General features: G+C 73.1%; 20 protein-coding genes. 18 read left to right on the top strand and 2 right to left on the bottom strand.

The window, feature by feature from the left end; translation table 11 throughout:
- Positions 1-51: 51 nt before the first annotated feature.
- The 9 genes from ACZ4TG_RS07055 to ACZ4TG_RS07095 are packed head-to-tail and all read left to right on the top strand — an operon-like array spanning position 52 to position 8,704.
- Positions 52-465, top strand: a complete 414-nt coding sequence (locus ACZ4TG_RS07055; RefSeq protein WP_468160292.1) for an acyl carrier protein — start codon at positions 52-54, stop codon at positions 463-465.
- Positions 437-961, top strand: coding sequence for a holo-ACP synthase (gene acpS, locus ACZ4TG_RS07060; protein WP_468160293.1), 525 nt, complete (start codon positions 437-439; stop codon positions 959-961). Before ACZ4TG_RS07055 ends, acpS begins: the two co-directional genes overlap by 29 nt.
- Positions 951-1,736, top strand: coding sequence for an SDR family NAD(P)-dependent oxidoreductase (locus ACZ4TG_RS07065; protein ID WP_468160295.1), 786 nt, complete (start codon positions 951-953; stop codon positions 1,734-1,736). Before acpS ends, ACZ4TG_RS07065 begins: the two co-directional genes overlap by 11 nt.
- Positions 1,736-2,188, top strand: coding sequence for a hotdog family protein (locus ACZ4TG_RS07070; RefSeq protein ID WP_468160296.1), 453 nt, complete (start codon positions 1,736-1,738; stop codon positions 2,186-2,188). Before ACZ4TG_RS07065 ends, ACZ4TG_RS07070 begins: the two co-directional genes overlap by 1 nt.
- Entirely contained in the window at positions 2,185-3,456 is a 1,272-nt protein-coding gene (locus tag ACZ4TG_RS07075) for a beta-ketoacyl-[acyl-carrier-protein] synthase family protein (protein ID WP_468160297.1), read from the top strand. Before ACZ4TG_RS07070 ends, ACZ4TG_RS07075 begins: the two co-directional genes overlap by 4 nt.
- Positions 3,453-3,899, top strand: a complete 447-nt coding sequence (locus ACZ4TG_RS07080; RefSeq protein ID WP_468160298.1) for a 3-hydroxyacyl-ACP dehydratase FabZ family protein — start codon at positions 3,453-3,455, stop codon at positions 3,897-3,899. The genes ACZ4TG_RS07075 and ACZ4TG_RS07080 overlap by 4 nt, the downstream gene beginning before the upstream one ends.
- Positions 3,896-5,188 carry a beta-ketoacyl-[acyl-carrier-protein] synthase family protein gene (locus ACZ4TG_RS07085; RefSeq protein WP_468160299.1) on the top strand — a complete coding sequence of 431 codons (1,293 nt, stop codon included), beginning with the start codon at positions 3,896-3,898 and terminating at the stop codon, positions 5,186-5,188. Before ACZ4TG_RS07080 ends, ACZ4TG_RS07085 begins: the two co-directional genes overlap by 4 nt.
- A 37-nt stretch (positions 5,189-5,225) precedes the next feature.
- Positions 5,226-7,607 (top strand): beta-ketoacyl synthase N-terminal-like domain-containing protein, encoded by a 2,382-nt coding sequence (locus ACZ4TG_RS07090; RefSeq protein WP_468160300.1) that lies wholly within the window; start codon positions 5,226-5,228, stop codon positions 7,605-7,607.
- Complete coding sequence (locus ACZ4TG_RS07095; protein WP_468160301.1) at positions 7,604-8,704, top strand: 3-oxoacyl-ACP synthase III family protein; 1,101 nt, start codon at positions 7,604-7,606, stop codon at positions 8,702-8,704. The genes ACZ4TG_RS07090 and ACZ4TG_RS07095 overlap by 4 nt, the downstream gene beginning before the upstream one ends.
- 26 nt (positions 8,705-8,730) lie before the next feature.
- On the opposite strand, the gene ACZ4TG_RS07100 is transcribed toward ACZ4TG_RS07095, so the two are convergent.
- Positions 8,731-9,321, bottom strand: coding sequence for a TetR/AcrR family transcriptional regulator (locus tag ACZ4TG_RS07100; RefSeq protein ID WP_468160302.1), 591 nt, complete (start codon positions 9,319-9,321; stop codon positions 8,731-8,733).
- Between the two features lie 162 nt (positions 9,322-9,483).
- Between ACZ4TG_RS07100 and ACZ4TG_RS07105 the strand changes: the two genes are divergently transcribed.
- From ACZ4TG_RS07105 to ACZ4TG_RS07120, 4 genes are all read left to right on the top strand, one after another.
- Positions 9,484-10,419: an aldo/keto reductase gene (locus ACZ4TG_RS07105; protein WP_468160303.1), complete on the top strand. Its 936-nt coding sequence runs from the start codon at positions 9,484-9,486 to the stop codon at positions 10,417-10,419.
- An 87-nt stretch (positions 10,420-10,506) separates the two neighbouring features.
- Positions 10,507-11,712 carry an FAD-dependent oxidoreductase gene (locus tag ACZ4TG_RS07110; protein ID WP_468160304.1) on the top strand — a complete coding sequence of 402 codons (1,206 nt, stop codon included), beginning with the start codon at positions 10,507-10,509 and terminating at the stop codon, positions 11,710-11,712.
- A gap of 24 nt (positions 11,713-11,736) precedes the next feature.
- Positions 11,737-12,576, top strand: coding sequence for an ester cyclase (locus ACZ4TG_RS07115; RefSeq protein ID WP_468160305.1), 840 nt, complete (start codon positions 11,737-11,739; stop codon positions 12,574-12,576).
- A 134-nt stretch (positions 12,577-12,710) separates the two neighbouring features.
- Positions 12,711-14,354 (top strand): condensation domain-containing protein, encoded by a 1,644-nt coding sequence (locus tag ACZ4TG_RS07120; protein WP_468160306.1) that lies wholly within the window; start codon positions 12,711-12,713, stop codon positions 14,352-14,354.
- Positions 14,355-14,520: 166 nt separating this feature from the next.
- On the opposite strand, the gene ACZ4TG_RS07125 is transcribed toward ACZ4TG_RS07120, so the two are convergent.
- On the bottom strand, positions 14,521-15,336 hold the full coding sequence (locus tag ACZ4TG_RS07125) for an AfsR/SARP family transcriptional regulator (RefSeq protein WP_468160307.1): 816 nt from the start codon (positions 15,334-15,336) through the stop codon (positions 14,521-14,523).
- 340 nt (positions 15,337-15,676) lie between these two features.
- Between ACZ4TG_RS07125 and ACZ4TG_RS07130 the strand changes: the two genes are divergently transcribed.
- From ACZ4TG_RS07130 to ACZ4TG_RS07150, 5 genes are all read left to right on the top strand, one after another.
- Positions 15,677-15,829 carry a hypothetical protein gene (locus ACZ4TG_RS07130; protein WP_468160308.1) on the top strand — a complete coding sequence of 51 codons (153 nt, stop codon included), beginning with the start codon at positions 15,677-15,679 and terminating at the stop codon, positions 15,827-15,829.
- A gap of 100 nt (positions 15,830-15,929) precedes the next feature.
- The gene (locus ACZ4TG_RS07135; RefSeq protein ID WP_468160309.1) at positions 15,930-18,140 is read left to right on the top strand and encodes an MMPL family transporter; all 2,211 of its coding nucleotides are present in this window, start codon (positions 15,930-15,932) and stop codon (positions 18,138-18,140) included.
- Between the two features lie 4 nt (positions 18,141-18,144).
- Positions 18,145-19,320 (top strand): sensor histidine kinase, encoded by a 1,176-nt coding sequence (locus tag ACZ4TG_RS07140; RefSeq protein WP_468160310.1) that lies wholly within the window; start codon positions 18,145-18,147, stop codon positions 19,318-19,320.
- 5 nt (positions 19,321-19,325) lie between these two features.
- A complete protein-coding gene (locus ACZ4TG_RS07145) occupies positions 19,326-19,985 on the top strand; it encodes a response regulator (protein ID WP_468160311.1) in 660 nt (219 codons plus the stop codon).
- A 124-nt stretch (positions 19,986-20,109) separates the two neighbouring features.
- Positions 20,110-21,354: a serine hydrolase domain-containing protein gene (locus tag ACZ4TG_RS07150; RefSeq protein ID WP_468160312.1), complete on the top strand. Its 1,245-nt coding sequence runs from the start codon at positions 20,110-20,112 to the stop codon at positions 21,352-21,354.
- The last annotated feature ends 13 nt before the right edge of the window (positions 21,355-21,367 follow it).

Below are 21,367 nucleotides of genomic sequence, written 5' to 3' on the forward strand. Positions count from 1 at the left end.
GTGCCGAACCGGCGTGCTCTGCCAACAACCGTGCAAGAAGGGTTAGGACACATGTCGTACAACGGGAATGACTTCAGCACCATCGTCCGGGACGCCGTGGCCGCAGCGCTGGGCCTCGACGTCGAAGAGGTCGTGCCGGAGGCCACCCTGCTGGGCGATCTGGACGCCGAGTCCATCGACCTGCTCGATGTCCTGTTCCGTATCGAGCGCGCGTCGGACGTGAAGGTCAAGGTCGCGGACATCGCGGAGCGCCTCCAGGGCGGCATCCCCGACGAGGAGTTCGCGGACGACGACGGCATCATCAACGAGGTCGGCCTGGCCCAGCTCAAGCTGTCGCTGCCGCAGATCGACGTGGCGGAGCTGGCGGGCAAGCTGACCGCGGACGAGGTACTCACGCTCTTCACCGTCCAGAACCTCACCGACCTGGTGGCCGAGCGTGCAGATCTCGCCAAGGCCGCTGCCTGAGACGCGAGCGGGGCAGCCTCCCGGCCGCACCGCTCCCCTGAGGGTCCGCATCGGCACCGACGTGGCCGAGATCTCCCGCGTCGAGGAACTCATGAGCACGCAGCCCGGCCTCCAGGAAACCGTATTCACCGCCCGCGAGCTGGCCTACTGCTACCGCCGCAGGCGGGCGGGAGAGCACCTGGCGGTCCGCTGGGCGGCGAAGGAGGCCGTGCTCAAGAGCCTCGGTACGGGCATGGCCGCGCGCATGGAGTGGACCGACATCGAAGTCATCAACGAGAGGGGCGGGCGGCCGCAGGTGCGGCTGTACGGGGAGGTGAGGGCCGTGGCGCTCTCCCTCGGGATGGACCACATCGAGATCTCGCTCACGCACAGTGGCGGCCTCGCCGTGGCCCACGCGGTCCTGGTCTGCGTTCCGTTCGACCAGGACCCCCCGTACGGCCCGGCGGGCGGCCCCGCCTCCGCAGAAGAGGAAGGAGACGGACGGAATGAGACTTGAAGGCCGGGCCGCCCTGGTCACCGGCGGCTCGCGCGGGATCGGGCGGGTCATCGCGACCCGGATGGCATCCGAGGGCGCCGCCGTGGCGGTCAACTACCGCACACGGTCCGACGAGGCGGACGAGGTCGTCGCCGAGATCACCTCGGCGGGCGGTCGCGCGGTCGCGCTCCAGGCCGACGTCTCAGAGCCCAAGGAGGCCCAGGAGCTCGTACGGCGGGCCGCCCAGGAACTCGGCGGCCTGCAGATCCTCGTCAACAACGCGGGAGTGGTCGGCAACGGGCTGATCTACGACCAGGACCCCGACGACTGGTGGCAGGTCTTCCGTACGAACGTCCTGGGCGTCTTCAACTGCACCCAGGCGGCCGCCGAGCACCTCATCTCGGGCGGCACGGGGAGCATCGTCAACATCTCGTCCGTCATGGGCGAGCAGGGCTGGGTCGGCCAGTCCAACTACGCCGCGTCCAAGGGCGCGGTGAACGCCTTCACCCGGGCCAGTGCCACCGAGTTCGCCCGGTTCGGCGTACGGGTCAACGCGGTCCTGCCCGGCTGGACGCCGACCGGCCTGCTCGGCTCCCTGCTGGAGCAGGACCGCGGGCGCAACATCAAACGCCAGCTTCCGCTGCGCGAGTTCGCGACGGCGGAGCAGGTCGCCGCCGCCGTCGCGTTCCTCGCGAGCGACGACGCCGCGTACACCACGGGCGAGCTGCTCCACGTCGACGGCGGCTGGACCGCCCAACTCGGCCTGGGCCGCCCCAAGACAGAGGGAGGACGATGATGCGGTTCCACCTGATCGACCGCGTCGACAGCTGGGAGCCCCACACCCGACTGGCCGGCCGCAAGGCCACCGCCCCGGACGAGGAGTACTGGGAGCCGTCGCCGTACGGCCCGGTGATGCCGGGCGGCCTCGTACTGGAGGCGCTGGCCCAGGCCGGCACCTGGCTGCTGCTGCTGAGCAGCGACTTCCGGCGCCGCGCCGCGCTCGGCAGCGTGACCAGGGCCGAGTGGCGCTCCGAGGTGGTCCCCGGCGAGGTCCTGGAGATGGACGTCTCGATGCTGTCCCACGACGACACCGCCGCGGTGTTCACCGGGACCGTCCGGGTGGGCGACCGTACGGTCCTGGAGGCGGACGGCGTCATGTGCGCGGTCGTCGACAGCGCCCTGCTGGAGGACCCCGAGGACACCGCCCGGATGGGCCGGCAGCTGCTGCGGACGGAGGCCCTGCGGTGAACCGCCGGGTAGTGATCACCGGACTGGGCGCCGTCACGCCGCTGGGCAACGACGCCGCGACCACCTGGCAGGGGCTCGCGGAAGGGCGCAGCGGGGTCGGCCGGCTGACGGCCATCGACCCCGACGGGCTCGACGTGACGATCGCCGGCGAGGTCAAGGACTTCCGGCTGAAGGACGTCGTGCCCCGCTCGATCGGCCTGCGGCACCTGTCGCGGCCCGCGGGCTACGGGGTGGCGGCGGCCTGGGAGGCGCTGCGCGACGCCGGGGTGCACCGCAGCACCTACGACGGCGACGACATGGGCGTCGCCATGGGCGCGAGCGTCGACCGGCCCGACCTCCAGTGGCTGGTGGACGTCGGCGCGGCGCGGGACGAGACCGGCAGGGACGACGCGTTCCTCCCGTACGCCCCGTCCGACGCCCTCGCGTACAGCCAGAACGTCGGCTCGGCGGCGATGGCCCGGATCCTGGACGCCACCGGCCCGATGCTCGGCCTGTCCACCGCCTGCTCCGGTTCGGGGCACGCGATCGGAGAGGCGTTCCGGACCGTGCAGGAGGGCGATGCGACCCTCATGCTGGCCGGCGGCTACGACTCGCTGACGTCCTGGCTCGACCTGGTCGGCTTCAGCCTGCTGGGCGCGCTCACCAAGGAGTACAACGACGACCCGCAGCGGGCCAGCCGCCCCTTCGACGGCAACCGGTCGGGCTTCGTGCTCGGCGAGGGCGGGGTGGTCTTCGTCCTGGAGGAGCTGGAGGCGGCCCGGGCCCGCGGGGCGAAGATCCACGCCGAGATCCTCGGCTACGCCACGAGCCTGAACGCCTGGCGCATCACCGACTCGCCGCCCGACGGCACCGGGGCCATCGAGTCGATGCAGGGGGCCATCGCGGACGCGGGCCTCGGCGCCGACGACATCGACTACGTGGTGGCGCACGGCACCAGCACCCACGGCAACGACTTCTCCGAGACCAACGCGATCAAGAAGGTCTTCGGGGACCACGCGCAGAACCTGCTCGTCAGCTCGCCGAAGTCGATGGCCGGGCACCTCACGGCGGCGGGAGCCGCGCTCAGCACCTTCACCGCGGTCGGCGCCATCGAGCACGGACTGGTGCCGCCCACCATCAACCAGGAGGTCCCGGACCGCAGGCTCGGCCTCGACTACGTGCCGAACGTCGCCCGCGAGCGCGCCGTGGCACACGTCCTGATCAACGCCTTCGCCTTCGGCGGCACCAACGTCAGCCTCGTCGTCGGCGCCTACGAGGGGGAACGATGACCGTCACCGACAGCCCCGCGCCCGTCACGGCGGCGCCCGCCGGGTACCCGGCCCACCTCACCGACGTGCTCGTCACGCCGGGGGAGCGGGCCGAGGCCGCACGCAACGTCCCGAACACGATGGCCCTGTTCGACACCCACTTCCCGCGCTTCCCGATCCTGCCCGGCGTACTGGTCCTCCAGGCGGCCGCCGACGTCGCCGCGCTCGCCGTGCCCCGGACCCCCGGCGGCACCCGGCTCGCCCGGGCCACCCGGATCCGCTGGCGGCAGCCGGTGCGGCCCGGCGACCGGATGCTCATCCACGCCGAGCTGGTCCGGGACGAGGGCGACGAACTCCACTTCCGCGCCCGGGTCGAGTCCGGCGGCACCACCGTCGCCGAGATACGCCAGCTCACACTCGCCCGGCGCGGCCCGTCCGCAGCACCCTTGGAGGAGCCCCGATGAGCCCCACCGGACGCGAGGTCGTGATCAGCGGGATCGGCCTGCTGACCGCCCTCGGCGAAGGTCCCGAGGCCAACTGGAAGGCGCTGGTGGCGGGCGAGTCGGGGGTGGGCCCGATGCGGGCCTACGACACCTCCCCGCTCCAGTCCACGCTCGGCGCGGAGATCCACGACTTCGACGCCACCCGCTTCGCCGGCAAGCGGCAGCTGCGCACCATCAACCGGGGCGACCGGCTCGCCCTGGCGGCGGGCCGGCTCGCGCTGGAGGACGCGGGCGTGGACATCAGCCGGCCGCTCGGCCCCCGTACCGGCCTCTACCTGGGCGGGAACAAGTCCATCGGCCGGATGGAGCAGCTCATCGAGGAGCTGAAGGTCATCCGCCGCGAGGACGGCAGCGCCGACCAGGCGATGCTCGGCCGCAAGGCCGACGTCATCATGCCGCCGCTGTTCTTCGTCGAGGGGCTCCAGTCCGGCGGGGTCTTCAACATCTCCCAGACCTTCGGCATCCAGGGCGCCAGCGCCTTCTTCGCCGGCACCGCCGACGCCGGGGCCAGCGCGATCGGCCAGGCCGTCCGCGCCGTGCGCCGGGGCGAGGCCGACCTCGCGGTCGCGGGCGGCTACGACGACGCCACCAGCTGGTGGTCCATGACCCTGCTCGACCGGATCGGCGTACTGACCACCCGCAACGAGCTCGGCAAGGAGGCGTTCCGCCCCTACGACCGGGACCGCAGCGGCGCGGTCGTCGGCGAGGGCGCCGCCCTGCTGGTCCTGGAGGAGAAGCAGGCGGCGCTGCGCCGCGGCGCACGCATCTACGCCGAGATCACCGGGTACGGCGGCGGCCACGACTGCCGCACACCGCCCGCGCCCGACGCGCAGGGCCGCGGCCTGGCCCGCGCGGTGCGCCGCTCCCTCCAGGACGCCCGGGTGGCGGCCGGGGACCTCGGCTACATCGCCGCGCACGGCGCGGGCACCGTGATCGGGGACCTCAGCGAGAACGCCGCGCTGCGCACCGCGCTGGGGCGGGACGCCGGGTCGGTCCCGATCAGCTCGGTGAAGCCGCAGTTCGGCCATCTCATCGGCGGGGCGGGGGCGTTGAACACCGTCGTCTCGGCGCTCGCCCTGCACAACGGTGTGGTTCCCGCGACGCTCAACCTGGACAACCCGGACCCCGCCTGCGACCTGGACTACGTCCGGGGCTCCGCGCGGGAGTCGAAGCCCGAGCACGCGCTGGCGCTCGCCAGGGGCATCGAGGGGCAGGCCGTGTCGCTCGTCCTGTCGAGGACCGCCGCCTGACCGGGCCGCCACCACATCTCAGAGAGGACGCACACGCATGAATGGCACCACTGATGCCGTCACCGGCGTGGTGATCGTGGGACTGGGCGCCGTCACCTCGCAGGGCGGCACCGCCGACGCGCTGTGGGAGGGGGTGCGCGGGGGCAGGGTCGCGATCCGGCCGGTGGTCGGGTTCCCCATGGACGAGTACCAGACCGCGATCGGCGGCGAGGTCACCGAACCGGCCTTCCCCGCCTTCGACTACATGCCCGAGTCCGGGGTCCGGGAGCCGTCCGTCGACTTCGCGCTCGCGGCCGCCGAGGAGGCCATGGCCCACACGGGCCTCAAGGTCGGCGAGGACATCCCGGCGGAGCGCTGGGGGGTCGCGTACGGAACCTGCAACGGCGGCTGGCGCAGCGCCGAACTCGCCCTGCGCGAGGCCGCGGACGGCGCCGCCCCCGACTGGCACCGCTACACCTTCGTACCGCCGCAGGCGGCCGCCGAGGCACTGAGCGCCGCCTTCGGGCTCAAGGGCCCGGTGCTCAGCGTCAACACGGCCTGCGCGTCGAGCGCCCACGCGCTCGGCCACGCCCTGGAGACGATCCGGGCGGGACGGGCCGACGCGATGCTGGTCGGCGGCAGTGACGCCTTCACCGAATCGGCGTTCGCCGGGTTCAGCAGCCTGGAGTCGCTGTCGCCCGAGCCGGCCACCCCGTACTCCAAGGACCGCACCGGCCTCTCCCTGGGCGAGGGCAGCGGCATGTTCGTACTGCTGTCGCGCGAGGCGGCGCTGCGCACCGGAGCCACCGCCCTCGCGGAGGTGCGCGGCTACGGCCTGTCCGCCGACGGCTACCACCCGACGGCCCCGCACCCGCAGGGCGAGGGCGCGGCCCGCGCGATCACGGCCGCCCTGGCCGGCGCGGGGGTCGGCCCGGACGACATCCGCTACGTCAACGGGCACGGCACCGGCACCCCGAAGAACGACTCGGCGGAGAGCAACGCCGTGCGCGCCGCGTTCGGCCCGTCCGTCGAGAAGACCGCGCTGAGCAGCACGAAGTCCATGGTCGGGCACCTGCTGGGCGCGGCCGGCGCGGTGGAGGGCATCGTCACCGTCCTCGCCCTGCGCGACCAGCTCCTCCCGCCCACGGCCGGGTTCCGGGAAATGGACCCGCAGTGCGGTCTCGACCCGGTGGCGGGGACGGCCCGGCCCATGGCCCTGGACGCGGCGCTGTCCAACAACTTCGCGTTCGGCGGCGCCAACGCCTCGGTCGTCTTCGCCCGCCCCGACGCCCTGCCCGGCGCACCCGCCGGCGGCGGAGCGCACGAGGTGGTCGTCACCGGTGTCGGCGCGCTCACCGCGGCGGGCGCCGGCCCGGACGCATTGTGGGAGGCGTACGCGGCGGGGGAGCGGCTCGGGGCCGACGAGGGCGGGCTGCGCCTGGCCCGCCTCGACTTCGACCGCGCGGCCGCCGGGTCGGCCAAGGAGCGGCGGCGCATGGACCGGCTCTCCCAGCTGGCCGTGGCCGCGGCGAGGACCGCCCTCGACGACGCCGGGGTGAGCGGCGACGAGGCCGCGGTCACCGCGACCGGGGTGGTCGTCGGCACCGGGATCGGCCCGATGGAGAGCAGCGAGGACTTCATCGTCCCGGTGCTCGCCGGGGGCGCCGTACAGGCCAATCCGGCCGTCTTCCCCAACACCGTCTACAACGGCGCGGCCGGCCAGGTCGCCATGCTGCTCGGCACCAAGGGCCCGACCTCGACGCTGACTTCGGCGCACGCGGCCGGTGCGGCGGCCCTCGGTGTGGCCCACGACCTGCTGCGCACCGGCAAGGCCGAGCGGATCGTGGTCCTGGCGGTCGACGTCTTCTCACCGGGCGCGCTGGACGCGTACCGCAGCATGCCGCTGTTCACCCGGGGAGCGCGCCGCTACACGCTCGCCGAGGGCGGGATCGCCCTGGTGCTGGAGCGTGCCGACGCCGCCGAGCGGCGCGGGGCCCGCGCCCTGGCCGTGGTGTCCTCGCACGCGACGGCCTCGGACGCCCGGGGCATCGGGCGCTGGGACGCGACGGGCGAGGGGGTGGAGCGCGCCATGCGGCAGGCCGTCGCCTCGGCCGGGCTGACCCCCGGGGAGGTGTCGGCGGTCTGGTCGAACGAGGCCGGGCTGGCCGTCGTCGACCGCCCCGAACAGGCCGCCGTGCAGCGGGTGTTCGGCGCCGAGGGGGTGCGCGTGGAGGCCCCGAAGCGGGTCCTGGGCGAGCCCGTTGGCGCGGGAGCCGCGCTGTCCGCGGTCCTCGCCCTCGCCTCCTGGCGGCGCAGTGGGGCGGCCGGGCCCGTCGTGATCAACAGTTCCTCGCTGGGCGGCACCCACAGTTCGGTCGTGCTGTCCCCCGTACCCCTCACCGCACCTCAGCCTCTCACCGAAGTGGAGCCGGTTCGATGACCGCCCAGTACGACGTGTCCATCCTCTCGGTCGGCGGGTACGTGCCGGGCGAGCCCCTCGACAACGCGGCCCTGGAGAAGTACGTCGGCCCGCTGCCGGACGACGTCCTGGAGGGCATCCAGGTCAGGACCCGGCACTGGATGATCGACCCGGCGACCGGCGCCCACGTCATCAACAACAGCCGGATGGCCGAGCACGCCGCCCGCCAGGCGCTGGAGCGGGCCGGGGTGGAGCCCGGCGAGGTCGACCTGATCGTGGCGTGCACCACGACCCCGGAGTACGCGCTGCCGAACGTGGCGACGACCCTGCAGAGCTACCTCGGGCTGGAGAGCGTCGGTGCGATCGAGATCCGCGGCGCCTGCGCCGGCTGGGTGCAGGCCCTCGATCTCGCCCGCCGCCAGCTGGAGGCGGGCGAGGCGCGCACCGCGCTGGTGGTGGGCAGCGAGGCGATCTCCCCGCTGATGGCACCGGCCTTCCTGGGCAAGGACCCGTCCGCGGTGCGCATGCGCGACCGGCTGACCCTGTACACCTTCGGCGACGGCGCGGGCGCGGTGGTGCTCCGGGCGGAGCCGGCGCGCGAGGGCGCCCCGGTGGACGGGTTCGCGTACGTCAACGCCTGCGCGGGCGGGCTGCGCAAGCCCGGGATGGAGATCATCGGCGGCGGTACGGACGTACCGCAGGCACAGCAGCAGGCCCGCAAGCAGCTGATCCAGATGAAGATCGACGTACCCGGCACGTCCACGTTCGGGCCGCAGGTCTTCGTGCGGGCGATCCAGGAGATGGCCGCGCGCAGCGGCCGCTCCATCGGGGAGTTCGACGCGATCGTGCTACCGGAGGGCAACGCCGAGTACTTCGCGAGCGAGTTCGAGGCCGCGGGGCTCGGACAGGAAGACCGTGACGCGCTGGCCGGGCGGATCGTGGAAAACCTCGCGGACGTCGGCGCCACCGGCTCGGCCGCGGTGCCGCTGTCCCTGGACTTCGGCTGGACCTCCGGCCGGATCAAGCCGGGCGACAAGATCGTGCTGCTCGGCATCGAGGCCAGCCGCTACGTCTACACGGGCCTCTCGCTGACCTGGCGGGCGGCGGTCCCGGCGTGAACCGGGCCGCCGCCCCCGGCCGGGGGTCACACCGGCTGGGCGGCCGGGGCGGTGAAGGCGTCCACCAGGGCGGCGAGCCGGTCCTTCTGGAGGCCCGGCCGCAGCCGCCCGCCCCAGGCGAGGTTGGCCATGCCGTGCCAGGAGCTGAACAGCACCTCGGCGAGGAGCTCCGGATCGCGGTGCCCGGCGGCCGGCCGGACGGCTTCCATGATCTCCAGGAAGGCGTCCACCATCTGCCGCGGGGTCTCCTCCCGGGCGAAGACCAGGCCCACGTCCAGGGAGAACATCGCCTGGTACAGGACGGGGTTGGCCACGGCGAAGGCGATGTAGGCCTCGGCCACCTCGTGCAGCCGCCGCTGCGGTTCGTCGCTGCCGAGGCGCGCTGCCCTCAACTGCTCGGCGAGCTCCCCGAATCCGTCCAGCGCGACGGCGCGGACCAGGGCGTCCTTGTTCTTGAAGTGCTGGTAGAGGACCGGCTGGCTGTACTCGATCCGGTCGGCGAGTCTGCGCGTGGTGACCGAGTCCCAGCCCTCGGCCTCGGCCATCTCACGCGCCGCGGAAAGGATCAGCTGTCGTCGTTCCGCCTGTTCGCGGAGGCGTCGCTCACGAATTGACATGTGTCGATGATAGCCAAAAAGTCATCGCTATGGAATCTGTCAGTGCTAACTATCTGGCGGTGCATCACACCGCCCTCCTCCTTCCTTCCTTGAGAGGTACCTGTGGAACGCCGCACTCTGGGCCCGTTCGGGCTGAACGTCCCTGTTCAGGGACTTGGCTGCATGGGCATGACCTTCGGCTACGGCGACGCCGACGCCGACGAGGCCATCGCCACCGTCCACCGCGCGCTGGACCTCGGCGTGAACCTGCTGGACACCGCCGACATGTACGGACCGCTCACCAACGAGGAGCTGGTCGGCCGGGCCATCGCCGGCCGCCGCGACGAGGTGGTGCTGTCCTCCAAGGTCGGCAACGAGATCGACGCCGACGGCGCGCTGACCGGCCGCGTCAACGGCAGCCCCGCCTACATCCGTTCGGCCGTCCGGGCCAGCCTGCGGCGCCTGGGCACCGACCACCTCGACCTCTGCTTCCTGCACCGCGTCGACCCCGACACCCCGGTCGAGGACACCTTCGGAGCGCTGGCCGGCCTGGTCCAGGAAGGCCTCGTACGCCACCTGGGCATCTCCGAGGCCGCACCCGAGACCATCCGGCGCGCCCACGCGGTACACCCCCTGACCGCCGTGCAGACCGAGTACTCGCTCTCCACCCGGGACGTCGAGGTCAACGGGGTCCTCGACACCGTCCGCGAGCTCGGCATCGGCTTCGTCGCCTACAGCCCCCTCGGCCGGGGCCTGCTGACCGGCACCATCCGCAGCGCCGGGGACCTCCCCGAGGGCCTGGACTTCCGCAAGTTCGCCCCCCGGTTCAGCGACGGCAACCTCCGCGAGAACCTCACCGTCGTCGACCGGCTCACCGAGCTGGCCGACTCCCTCGGCATCAGCGTCACCCGCCTCGCGCTCGCCTGGGTGCTCTCCCGCGGCGAGGACGTCATCGCCATCCCCGGCACCAAGCGCCGCACCTACCTGGAGGAGAACGTCGCCGCGGCCGAGGTCGTCATCCCCGCCGAGGCGCTGGCCGCCATCGACGAGATCGCCCCCTACGGCGCCTCGGCCGGCGAGCGCTACCCCGAGGCCGCCATGGCCCACGTACACCGCTGAACAGCCCGCTGTCCCGGACCGGTTCCACCCGGCCCGTTCCACCCCGACCTGCTCCACCCCGACCCGATCCACCCAGAAGGAGATGTGGTGTCCCCAACACGTATACGCCGCGTGCTGATCGCAGGCGGAGGGATCGGCGGCATCGCCGCGGCCCTGGCACTCCAGCAGCAGGGAATCGACTCCGTCGTCTTCGAGCGCGCCCCGCAGCTGCGCGACGGCGGCGCCGGACTGCACATCTGGACCAACGGCATGCTCGCCCTGGCCCACCTCGGCCTCGCGGACCAGGTGGCCGCCGTGGCGCCGGCCCAGGAGGTCTGCCACTTCTCGACCTCCACGGGCCGGGTCATCGGGCAGTGGCCGGTGGGCGAGTTCATGACCCGCTACGGCCAGCCCACCGTCGCCGTCGGACGCTCCGAACTCCACGGCATCCTGCGCGACGCGGTGAAGTCCCCGATCGTCACGGGCGCCGAGGTCACCGGCTACACCGAGGACCTGGACGGGGTCACCGCCCATTTCGCGGACGGCACGTCCGAGCGCGGCGACATCCTCATCGGCGCCGACGGCGTCCACTCCAACGTGCGCAAGCAGCTCCTCGGCCCCGAGCCCCCCGACTACACCGGGTACATCGCCTGGCGCGGCCACGCCCGCCTGGGGCCCGAGGAGTTCCCGCCCGGCAGCTTCCACGCGCTGTTCGGCCCGGGCACCCGGTTCACGTACTACGACATCGCGCCCGGCGTCGTGCACTGGATGAGCGTCGCCAACGGCCCCGCGGGCGGCCGCGACCAGGGCTCCGCCGACGACACCCTCGACATGCTGCGCCGCCGGCACGCGGGCTGGGTCGACCCGGTGGGCCGCATCCTCGAAGCCACCGATCCGGACAGCATCCTGCGCGGCGACGTCCTCGACCGCAAACCCGACTCCGTCTGGGGCCGGGGCCGCGTGTCCCTGCTGGGCGACTCCGCCCACGCCATCAGCTTCAACATCGGCCAGGGCGCCTGCCAGGCCATCGAGGACGCGCTGGTCCTCGCCGGCCACCTCGCGGCCCCCGGCGCCTCGGTCACCGCCGCGCTGCGCGCCTACGAATCGGAGCGGCAGGCCCGGACCAAGCCGATGCAGGAGCTCGCCCACCGGATCGGCGTCATCGGCGCCCTGCGCAACCCTGCCGCGATCTGGCTGCGCGACCGGATCATGCCCTTCGGCTGGGCCAAGGCCTTCAAGGCCGCGGAGAACGAGCACGTCGCCTACGGCACGCGCTGGAACACCACCAAGTCCGCCGTCTCCCCCATCGGCTGAGCGATCCTCAGAGGAGAGATCACCATGATCACTGCGGAGAACGTCAACGTCCAGGTACGCAACAAGGCCACGATCCGGCGCGTGTTCGACGAGTTCGTCAACCGCGGCGACTTCTCGGTCGTGGACGAGATCTACCGCCCCGACATCGTGGACCACGAGGGCCTGCCCGGAGCCCCGGAAGGCGCCGTCGGGGTCAAGTACACGATCGCCGGCCTGCGCGAGGCCTTCCCCGACCTGCACGTCACGATCGAGGACATGAGCGCGGACGGCGACATGGTCGTCATCCACAACACCTGGCGCGGCACCCACCTCGGGGACCTGCTCGGCATGGCCCCCACCGGCCGCTCGATCGAGTCCAAGGGCATCGTCATCTGGCGGCTCGACGAGGACGGCAAGATCGCCGAGCGCTGGGCGCACGGCGTCAGCTCCAACATGTTCGCCCAGCTCGGCATGCGGATGCTGACCCCGCGCAAGGGCGGCGGCCGCGAGCAGAACGGCATCCGGACCGTCGTGCGCACCCTGCCGCTGCGCAACGGCAAGCCGATGGCCTGGCACCGGCTCAGCGCCGAGCTCCAGGGCCCGCGCAGGCGCGAGTACGAGGCTTCCCGCCGCAGGCTCGGCATCACCCGCGAGGTGTTCCGCATCGAGCCCCGGTACGACCGCGACCACGTCGTCGTCTACTACGAGACGGCCGACCCGGAGCGGACCTCCAAACGCTGGGCCGAGTCCGCGCACCCCTTCGACCAGTGGCTGCGCGAACAGATCCTCGACATCCACGGCGAGGACCCCTGGGCACGCCCCCTCGCCGACTGGGAGGCGGAGGGCCTGTGCTGGGCCGCACCGCCCAAGCTCGACAAGGCCTGATGCACCCCGCGCACCAGCAGGCCGGTCCGGTCCCGGGAGGGCCGACCGCTCGGCCCTCCTACCCGCCTTTGAGTGCCCCTCGACCCCGGTCCGCGAGCATCGGAGCACGGATCGCCCACAGAGAGGGCCATGGAATGCCGACCCAGACCCCCACCCAGCAACTGATCCACCTGGCCGCCGACGTCATGGGCTGCGACCGGCACGCGCTGCGGGTGGCGGCCGTCGGATCGCCCTTCGTCACGCTGGGCGGCACCCTGGCCAAGGCCATGCGGCTCCAGGCGGGCGCCGACGAGCAGCTCGGCCTGTCCGTGGACCTCGCGTCGCTGCTCGGACCCGAGCCCCTGGAAGAGGCGCTGGCCCGGGCCGTGCCCGTCCCCGCTCCCGCCGTGAAGAACGGCTCGGGGCGCACCGTACGGGAGTCCCTGCCCGAGCAGCGGGCCCTGCTGGCCGCCGAGGAGTACGTCGGCGGCCCGGCCGTGCACCGCATCCTGAGCGCCGAGCTCACCGGACCGCTGGACATGGTGGCCCTGCGGGCCGCCCTGCGCGCGGTCGTGGCCCGGCACGAGGGGCTGCGCACCGTCTTCGCGTGGTCGCCCAAGGGTCCCGTACGGCGCGTCCCGGTACGGGGCGACGCGCACCTGGTGGTCGAGGACGCCGCGGCCGCCGCGGGCCCGGCCGACGCGCAGGAGGCCGGGCCCGGGGACGGGCTGCCCGGCCCCGCCGTGGAGGCGGCGCACGCCCGGGTCGCGGCGAGCGCGGCCCGGCTGCTCGGCAGCCCGGACCGGCCCGCCGCCGCCTTCGTGCTGTCCCGCTTCACCGACACGCACCACCTGCTCTCCTTCGTCCACCACGACGCGGTCGCGGACAGCTGGTCGGCCGCCCTGGTCTGGAGCGAGCTGCTGGCCGACTACGGCAGTGCCGTGGGCCGCAGGCCGGTCACCGAGAACCCGATGCCGAGCCCCGACGCGGCGCTGGAGCGGGCCACCGACCTGGCCGCGTCCGGAGTGCTGCTGACCCTGGCCGCGCGGCGGATCGACCAGCTGCGGGAGTTCCCGACCACCGTCGAGATCCCCGCGAAGACCCCGCGGCCGGCCACCTTCGACCACCGGGGGGAGCGGATCCTGTTCGGCCTGCCCCCCTCGGTGCGCGACGCCTGTGACGAGGTCGCGGGCCGGGCCGGCGTGCCCAGGACCGTCGTCCTGCTCGCCGCGTGGGCCCTCACGACGGGCGGGCTGGCCGGCCTGGACCGGCTGCTGGTCGCTGCCGAGGTGCCGAGGCGGCCCACGAGCGGGCTGATGCGCACGGTCGCCCCCTGCTCGGCCACCGTCCCGGTGCGCTGCGAACTGGTCGGCCCCGTGGACTACTTCCTGCGCGGCGTGGCCTGCGCCTCCGGTGAGGCCCTGGAGTTCGCCGACGTCGCCTCCCAGGCCCTGGCCCGCGGGCTCGGCGTCCCGCTCGACCGGTCCCGGACCCCGCTGGTCCAGGTGGCCTTCGCGGCCGAGGACGAGCTGCTGCCCGAACGGGTCGAGGCCGGCGGGCTGACGGCGGTCTTCCACCGCGGGCACTGCGGCGGCGCCTCGGCGGACGCGGCGCTGACCGTGCTGCGCTGGGGCGAGCGGCCGCTGCTGGGGCTGGAGTTCGCCACCTCGGTCTTCACCCGTGCGGAGGCGGAGTCCCTCGCGCGGCGGATGGGGGAGACGCTGAGGGCCCTGGTCACCGCCGGCGAGGACGCCCCCGTGGGGGAGCTCCTCGTGGGCGGGCCCGGCCTGGAGGCCTGAGGGGGCGGGGTCCGCCGGAGACGGCGGACCCCGCCCCCGTGAGGCACCCGTACGCGAGCGACGAAGGGGCCCGCCCTGCCGGGATGCGGCAGAGCGGGCCCCTTCTTTCCGTGCGTCCTGCTCTTTCCTGTCCGGTGCGTGTCGCGGCTCCCCCGCGCCCGCGCCCTCAGCGGGTGAACAGGTCCAGCGCCCTTCCCGAGTCGGCGTCGGAGTCCAGCGCCAGGTCGCCGCCGAGCACGGCCTGCTGGAGGCGCTGGAGCCGCTGCGACGGCTCCATGCCGAGTTCGTTCACCAGGCTGGTGCGCAGGCTCCGGAAGACGTCGAGCGCGGCCGAAGGCCGGCCGGCCCGGTAGAAGGCCAGCATCGACTGGGCGTGCAGCCCCTCGTGCAGGGGATGCCGGGCGGTGAGCTCGGTGAGCTCGCGCAGCAGCTCCCCGTGGTGGCGCAGCCTGAGCTCGACGTCGATGCGCCGTTCGAGCACGCCGAGCCGGCTCTCCTCCAGGCACATGGTCTCTATCTCCAGGAGGGGACCCGTCCGTACGTCGACGAGGGCCGGCCCGCGCCACAGGGCCAGGGCCTCCCGGAACAGCTTGGAGGCCGATTCGTCCTGGCCCTGGTCGAAGGCGCGCTGCCCCTGGGCTGCGAGCCGGTCGTACTCGTGGACGTCGATGCTGCCCGTGGGAGCCTGCAGCAGATAGCCGCCGTGCCGCGTGATCAGCAGTTCCTTGGAGTCACCGGGCAGTGAGCCCTCCAGCGCCGAGTTCAGGTGGCGGCGCAGCTGGAGGATGTACGTCTGCAGCGTGGTGAGCGCGCTGCGCGGCGGGTCGGCGCCCCAGAGTTCCTCCATCAGCGAGGAGACGGGGACGACCTGGTTGGCGTGGATGGCGAGCAGGGCGAGGATCTGCCGGGGTTTTCCTGCCGTGGGCAGGATCGATACTCCGTTCAATTCGGCGTGGAAAGACCCCAGTAGGCGGACATGCATTTGGTACCTCCGGGCGCATTCGTGGAATCACGAACGTCCCACGTACGGCCGCCGCGGCACCAGTGCCTCACTCCTCGATCGGCGCCGGTGATCGTCATGGGCCGGGCATGAAAATTTCATACGGCCCGGCTGTAGCAGGGCTCCAGGGGCTCTATAGGAGGGCTACAGGGGATATCGACCCGTGCTCGTGAAATCTTCACGTGGCCGTGGTGACGCTGACACTGGCCGCCCGCGAGCCGCGTCAACAGAATCCTTCTCGTAGCCCAGCGGGAACGCCCCGGCGTGATACCCGGCTACGGCACGACTCACTCGTCCCACCCACAACGAACGAGGTGTCAGCATGTCCGCAGTACACGCCGATTCGGGATTCTCCGTCGACGACCTGGTCATCGAGGTACTGGACCGCAACCCGGGCACCGCCCCCGCCGACGGCTGCTACTCCTGCGGGTACGGCTACCGGGTGGTCGTCCGCAGCGCCGAAGACGGCGTCTGAGCGCGAGAGGGGGACCCGGCCTTGTCCACCGACCGGTGGACACCAGGTTCAGCCGGTCGAGCCTGCCGCCGCACGCAGGCCCCCGACCAGCATGTGAGGCATGACGAATCTTCCCGTACGCATGGCTCGTTGGAGCGCCGGACATCCCTGGCGCGCCATCGCGGGCTGGATCCTGTTCATCGCCCTCTGCCTCGGAGCCGGGATCGCGGTGGGCGGGAATCCGGCAGGCACCGAGGACTACCGCATCGGTGAGGCCGGCGTGGCGGAGGCGATGGCCGCCGGGGGCGGGCTCCAGCAGCGGCCCCTGGAGCGGGTGCTGATCACCGCCCGTCCCGGGGCGGGTGCGCTCGACGGGGCCGCGGCCGATGCCGCGGCCCGGGACGTCGCCGAGCGGATGCGCGCACTGCCCGAGGTGAGGTCCGTGGCCGGCCCGGTGCGGTCCGCGGACGGCACGGCCGTCCGGGTCGACGTGACCATGAACGGCCCCGAGCTGGACGGCAGGAAGCACGTCGGCCCGCTGCTGGCACGGACCGCCGAGGTGGCGGCCGCCCACCCGGACCTCCTCGTGGAAGAGACCGGCGGCCCCTCCATCAGCAAGGGAGTCGACGCACTGCGCGGTGACGACCTCGCCCGCACCGAGGTGATCGCCCTGCCGGTCACGCTGGTCACCCTGCTGGTGGTCTTCAGCTCCGTCGCGATGGCCCTCGTGCCGCTGCTGCTCGCGCTCTCCTCGATCGCCGGGGCCATCGGCCTGTCGATGCTCGCCTCGCACGTCTTCCCGGACGCGGGTGTCGGCACGAACGTCATCCTGCTGATCGGGCTCGCGGTGGGCGTCGACTACACGCTCTTCTACCTCAAGCGGGAACGGGAGGAGCGGGCCAAGGCCGGCGGCAGGCTCGGCCCGCAGGCCGTCGTGGAGATCGCGGCCGCCACCTCCGGCCGGGCCGTCGTCCTGTCCGGCCTCGCCGTCGCCGTCTCCAGCGCGACCCTGTACCTGGCCGACGACGTCATCTTCTCCTCCATCGCCACCGGCGCGATCCTCGTCAGCCTGGTCGCCGTGGCCAGCTCCCTGACCGTGCTGCCCGCGCTGCTCGCGGCGCTCGGGGAGCGCGCCGAGCGCCGCAGGGCCAGGAGGGCCGGCAAGCCCCGCAAGGCCGGGAAGGCCGGGAAGGCGGCCCGCGGCCTGCGCGGCGGGCGGTCCGATGCCGGGGCGGGCCGCCTCACCCGGGCGGTGCTGCGGCCCGTCAGCAGGCACCCCGTCGCCACCCTGGCCGTCTCGGTCACCGCGATGCTGGCCCTCGCCACCCCGCTGCTCGGCCTCCAGCTCACCGACATGGGCCGCGAGACGCACTCCCGCGCCATCGGCGCCATGCGGACCTACGACCGGCTGAACGCCGCGTACCCCGGGCTCAAGGCCATGAACCAGGTCGTCGTACGGGCCGACGCGGGCCGCGCCGGCCAGGTGGCCGGGGCACTGCGGGAGCTCGCCGGACGGGCCGGCGGCGAGGCCGCCCTGCGGACCTCGCCCGACGGGCGGACCAGCCTGCTGGAGCTGTCCGTCCCGCACCACGTGAGCACCGCGCAGGCCCAGGACTCCCTGAAGCGGCTGCGCACCGAGTACGTGCCCGAGACCGTCGGGCGGGTCCCCGGCGCGCGCGCCGCCGTGACCGGTGACGTGGCCCGCTACGCCGACTATCCCGCGCACCAGAAGCAGCAGCTGCCGCTGGTCATCGGGGCTCTGCTGCTCGTCACCTTCGTCATGACCGTACTGGCCTTCCGCTCGGTGGTCCTCGGCCTCGTCGGCGTGGTGCTGAACCTGCTGTCCGCCGGTGCCTCGCTCGGCGTGCTGGTGCTCGTCTTCCAGGGGACCTGGGCCGAGGGCCTGCTGGACTTCACCTCCACCGGCTCGATCGGCTCCCGGGTGCCGCTGTTCCTCTTCGTGATCCTCTTCGGCCTGTCGATGGACTACCAGGTGTTCGTGATCAGCAGGATCAGGGAGGCCGCGCTGGCCGGCGCGGCGACCCGCAAGGCGGTGCTCGACGGGATCGGCAGCTCGGCGGGCGTGGTGACCAGCGCTGCCGTGGTGATGGTGACGGTGTTCGCCAGCTTCGCCGCCCTGCACCTGATCGAGATGAAGCAGATCGGCTTCAGCCTGGCGGTGGCGGTGCTGCTGGACGCCTTCGTGATCCGGATCCTGATCCTGCCGTCGCTGATGCTGCTGCTCGGCGAGGCCTGCTGGTGGCCCTCGAAGGGGGTGGCCCGGGCCCGGCGGGCGGTCCCCGCGGCCCGGCCGCTCGAAAAAGTAGGCTGACGGGATGAACCAACGGCCAGAGCCCCACTCCGTGTTGTGGATCCCGAGGCTCCACCGCTGGTACACCGTCACCTGGGTGCTCTTCGGCCTCGCGCCGCCCGTCATCGGCGTCCAGGACGACCCGCCCGCCCGGAAGTACGCGGCCCTGGCGGTGCTGGCCGTACTGGCCGCCGGGTACGCGGCTGTGCGGACCGCCCCGGGCGGGGGGAGGGCCTGGCGGTACCCGTACCTGTGCGTGCTGGTCCTGGGGCTCGGGGCGATGGGCTGGCTCCCCGGCGGCGGGGCCGCGCTGTTCATCGTCTCCCTGCCGCAGTTCTGGATCCTGGCCCCCCGCCCCCGCACCGCGATCCTCCTCAGCGGGGCGGCGGCCGCCGGAGCCGTGGCGGGCCGCGCCGTCCAGAGCGCCGAACCCATCACCGGCAACGGCGTCTTCACCGTCATCGGCTACACGGCCGGGGTGCTGACCGGGATGCTGGTCCACAAGCTCACCCAGGACGCCGAGGCGCGGTCGCGGCGGCTGGCCGAGGAACTGGAGAAGACCCGGCTGCGGCTGGCGGCGGCCCACCGCAGTCAGGGCGCCGCCGAGGAGCGCGAACGCCTCGCCCGCGAGATCCACGACACCCTGGCCCAGGGCTTCGCCTCCATCATCGTGCTGGCCGAGGCGGCCCGCGCGAGCCTCACCGCCGAGCCCGACAAGGCCGCACGGCAGTTGCTCTCGATCGAGCGGACCGCCCGGGAGAACTTCGCGGAGGCGCGCGTCCTGGTGGGGTCCGCCCCCCAGAGCGGCCTCACCCCCGGATCGGTGGCCGCGACCCTGCGCCGCACCCTCGACCGCTTCACGCAGGACACCGGGCTCACCGTCGAGGCGGAGCTGCCGGAGGTCCGCTGCGACCAGCAGACCCGGATCGCCCTGCTGCGCTGCACCCAGGAATCCCTGGCCAACGTGCGCAAGCACGCCGGGGCCACGACGGTGGGCGTGGTGCTGACCCAGCACCCCGACAGCGTCGAACTGGAGATCACCGACGACGGCCGGGGCTTCTCCGTCGAGCGGTCCAGCGGATTCGGCCTCGACGGCATGCGCAAGCGGATGGCCGAACTGGGCGGCGGCCTGAGCGTCACCAGTTCTCCCGGGGACGGCACCCGCCTCCTCGCCACCCTCCCCACGAACGGCCAGGTGTGACCCGGATGAGCACGCCGCCCGCAGAGCAGAAGATCCGCGTCGTCGTGGTGGACGACCACGCGGTGATGCGCGCCGGAGTCCTCGCACTGCTCGCCCCGGACCCCGCGATCGACATCGTCGGAGAGGCGGCCGACGGCCGCGAGGCCGTGGAACTCGTCGAGGCCCTCGCGCCCGACGTCGCGCTCGTCGATCTGCGGATGCCCGTGCTCGACGGGGTGGGCGCGACCGAGCGGATCGCCGCCGGCCCCACCGCGACCCGGGTGCTGATCCTCACCACCTACGACACCGACGAGGAGATCGAGCGGGCCGTCGAGGCCGGCGCCATCGGCTACCTCCTCAAGGACACCACCCGCGAACAGCTCGTCGACGCCATCCGGGCCGCGCACCGCGGTGAGACCGTGCTGGCCCCGCGCGTCGCGCAGCGGCTCGTGGCCCGCCTGCGCCGCCCCGCGCCCGTGGTCCTGACCTCGCGCGAGCTCGACGTACTGGACGCGGTCGCGGACGGCCTCTCCAACGCGGACATCGGCAGGCGCCTGGTGATCGCGGAGGCGACGGTCAAGACCCACCTGCTGCGGGTCTTCGCCAAGCTCGACGTCAGCGACCGCACCCACGCGGTGGTCGTGGCCCTCGAACGCGGACTGCTGGTGCGCGCTCCCCGCTCCTGACGGGCGGGGCCCGGGCCCCCGGGGCCGGTCCGGGGTCGGGCGCACGGGTTTCCGGTCGCCCGGGGCGCGGGGCGGGACTAGGTTGGATTGGTGTGGCTCGGGGTCTCGTGGTAGGAGGCCAGGCATGACGACACGGTGGCGCGGTGCGGCGGTCGGAGCGGCCGCGGTGGGACTGGTGGTGGTCCCGCTGGGGGTGGGAGCCGGGTACGCCTGGAACGGGACGGCGCCGGCGGCCGTCGCCCCCTCGGCCTCCGCCGCACCCTCGCCCGCGGCCCCGGCCTCGGACGACTTCCCGCAGCTCACGCCCGCGGTGGCGCGGCAACTGGACGACGCGGTCCGCAAGGTGATGAAGGAGGCCGGCGTCCCCGGTGTGATGGTCTCCCTCTCGGCCCCCGGCAAGGGGATGTACGTGCGGGCCTTCGGTGTCGCCGACAAGGCGACGGGGCAGCCGATGACCCCGGACCTGTACATGCGGATCGGCAGCGAGACCAAGACCTTCACGGTCACGGCCCTGCTGGAGCTGGTCGACCGGGGCAAGGTGGGCCTGGACGACCCCATCGGGAAGTACGTGAAGGGCGTCCCGAACGGAGACCGGATCACCCTGCGTCAGCTGGCCGGGATGCGCAGCGGGCTCTTCAACTATTCCGCCGACGAGGGCTTCTTCAAGGCCCTGACCGGCAATCCCCGTCGGGCGTTCACCCCGCAGGAGCTGCTGGCGTACTCCTTCAAGCACCCGGTGCAGTTCGAGCCGGGCGCGAAGTTCGACTACTGCAACACCAACCTGATCCTGCTGGGGCTGGTCGTGGAGAAGGCGAGCGGGAGCAAGCTCGCCGACTTCGTCCAGAAGGAGGTCGTCGCACCGGCCGGGCTGCACCACACGCTCTTCCCCACCGGCGCCGAGTTCCCCGCACCGCACGCCCAGGGGTACACGAACCAGACCGCCACCGGGAAGGTCGAGGACTCGGCCGACTGGAACCCCTCCTGGGGCTGGGCCGCCGGAGCGATGATCTCCGACCTCTCCGACCTGCGGACCTGGGCCAGGGTGCTGGCCACCGGCGAACTGCTGACGCCCGCGACCCAGGCCCAGCGGCTGAGGACCAGCCCGGCGGGCGACCTGCCCGACACGGGCTACGGCCTGGGCATCTTCAACGTCGAGGGCTGGATCGGACACAACGGCTCGCTGCCCGGCTACCAGTCGCTGACGGTGTACCTGCCCGAGTCCCGGGCCACGATGGTGGTGCTGCTCAACACCGACATCTCCTACGAGGGTGCCGAGCCCAGCGCCCTGTTCGGCGAGGCGATCACCAAGACGGTGACCCCGGACCACGTGTTCAAGCTGCCGGCCACGCCGGTCACCGAGAAGCACTGACCCCTCGCCCGAG

This window comes from Streptomyces sp. NPDC028314 (assembly GCF_055565795.1).

Coding starts and splice junctions, on each gene's coding strand:
- ACZ4TG_RS07055 (WP_468160292.1), top strand. CDS start 52: ATGTCGTACAACGGGAATGACTTCAGCACCATCGTCCGGGACGCCGTG.
- ACZ4TG_RS07065 (WP_468160295.1), top strand. CDS start 951: ATGAGACTTGAAGGCCGGGCCGCCCTGGTCACCGGCGGCTCGCGCGGG.
- ACZ4TG_RS07070 (WP_468160296.1), top strand. CDS start 1,736: ATGCGGTTCCACCTGATCGACCGCGTCGACAGCTGGGAGCCCCACACC.
- ACZ4TG_RS07080 (WP_468160298.1), top strand. CDS start 3,453: ATGACCGTCACCGACAGCCCCGCGCCCGTCACGGCGGCGCCCGCCGGG.
- ACZ4TG_RS07085 (WP_468160299.1), top strand. CDS start 3,896: ATGAGCCCCACCGGACGCGAGGTCGTGATCAGCGGGATCGGCCTGCTG.
- ACZ4TG_RS07090 (WP_468160300.1), top strand. CDS start 5,226: ATGAATGGCACCACTGATGCCGTCACCGGCGTGGTGATCGTGGGACTG.
- ACZ4TG_RS07095 (WP_468160301.1), top strand. CDS start 7,604: ATGACCGCCCAGTACGACGTGTCCATCCTCTCGGTCGGCGGGTACGTG.
- ACZ4TG_RS07100 (WP_468160302.1), bottom strand. CDS start 9,321: ATGTCAATTCGTGAGCGACGCCTCCGCGAACAGGCGGAACGACGACAG.
- ACZ4TG_RS07105 (WP_468160303.1), top strand. CDS start 9,484: ATGGGCATGACCTTCGGCTACGGCGACGCCGACGCCGACGAGGCCATC.
- ACZ4TG_RS07115 (WP_468160305.1), top strand. CDS start 11,737: ATGATCACTGCGGAGAACGTCAACGTCCAGGTACGCAACAAGGCCACG.
- ACZ4TG_RS07120 (WP_468160306.1), top strand. CDS start 12,711: ATGCCGACCCAGACCCCCACCCAGCAACTGATCCACCTGGCCGCCGAC.
- ACZ4TG_RS07125 (WP_468160307.1), bottom strand. CDS start 15,336: ATGCATGTCCGCCTACTGGGGTCTTTCCACGCCGAATTGAACGGAGTA.
- ACZ4TG_RS07130 (WP_468160308.1), top strand. CDS start 15,677: ATGTCCGCAGTACACGCCGATTCGGGATTCTCCGTCGACGACCTGGTC.
- ACZ4TG_RS07135 (WP_468160309.1), top strand. CDS start 15,930: ATGACGAATCTTCCCGTACGCATGGCTCGTTGGAGCGCCGGACATCCC.
- ACZ4TG_RS07140 (WP_468160310.1), top strand. CDS start 18,145: ATGAACCAACGGCCAGAGCCCCACTCCGTGTTGTGGATCCCGAGGCTC.
- ACZ4TG_RS07145 (WP_468160311.1), top strand. CDS start 19,326: ATGAGCACGCCGCCCGCAGAGCAGAAGATCCGCGTCGTCGTGGTGGAC.
- ACZ4TG_RS07150 (WP_468160312.1), top strand. CDS start 20,110: ATGACGACACGGTGGCGCGGTGCGGCGGTCGGAGCGGCCGCGGTGGGA.